General features: G+C 64.1%; 1 protein-coding gene. It reads left to right on the forward strand.

Going from position 1 to position 1,152, the window contains the following annotated elements; all coding sequences use genetic code 11:
* Positions 1 to 27: 27 nt before the first annotated feature.
* The coding region (locus tag AC07FD_RS39455; protein WP_478354204.1) for a helix-turn-helix domain-containing protein at positions 28 to 1,152 on the forward strand (1,125 nt) is incomplete at its 3' end.

A 1,152-nucleotide genomic window follows, 5' to 3' on the forward strand; every position in this document is an offset into this window, starting at 1 on the left:
GTTTTCTTGTCCGCCGGAGGACCGGCGATGGTTTGGCGAGAAACTGGCATCATGGACGAGCGGCTTCGGTTTGTTGTGGATAGCCTTGCGGGCGACGAGACGATGATGGGGCTGTGTGCGGCCTACGGCATATCGCGCAAGACCGGTTACAAATGGCTTGGTCGTTACCGGGCGTTGGGTCCGGAAGGCCTTCATGATCGGCCGCGAGCGCCGCTCAATCATGGCCGGGCAACGGCATCGGATCTGGTGGAGCGGATCGTCGCGGCAAAGGAGACGCACCCGCTGTGGGGACCAAAGAAGATCGTTGCGCGGCTCAAGCGCGACGCTGCTGAGTTCGTCTGGCCGTCGGCCTCGACGGTGGGGGCGATCCTTGCGCGGCATGGACTTGTCAGCGCCCGCAAGCGGACACGTCTGCGGGCTTGCGGCAATGGCCCGTGGCCGCAGGCTGACAGGCCAAACGCGGTGTGGACTGGTGACCACAAGGGCTGGTTCCGGACCGGTGACAAGTGGCGCTGCGAACCGTTGACGGTGATGGATGCATCGAGTCGCTACCTTCTGGCGCTCGAAGCGACGGGTTCGACAGCGGATGCCGAGGCCTGGCCGGTGTTCGAACGGTTGTTTGAGGAGCATGGTCTGCCGGATCGCTTCAGAAGCGACAATGGTTCGCCCTTCGCATCGGCTGGTGTCACTGGGCTGACGCCGCTTGCGGTGCGCTTCATCAAGCTCGGCATCACTCTGGAGCGGATCGCACCCGGCAAGCCCCAGCAAAACGGGCGCCATGAGCGCTTCCATCTGACCATGCTGCCGTTAGCCGAGATGCCAGAAGCCGACAGAGCAGCCCAGGGCCAGGCTTTCGAGGCCTTCCGCCGCAGCTACAATGAGGAGCGTCCGCATGAGGCGCTGGGCATGGATACCCCGGCACAGCATTACCGCCCCTCGGCCCGCGTCATGCCAAGAACACCACCCGAGCCCGATTACCCGGCCGAGGCGGCGGTCCGCCGTGTGCGCCACAATGGCGAGATCAGGTGGAACGGCGACTTCATCTACATCTCAAAGACGCTGGCCGGCGAGGCCATTGCCGCCTGCGAGACCGACACCGGCGATTGGGCACTCAGCTTCTATGCCCATCCCCTCGGCATCATTGACAGCAGA

It is taken from the genome of Mesorhizobium waitakense, from assembly GCF_056431085.1.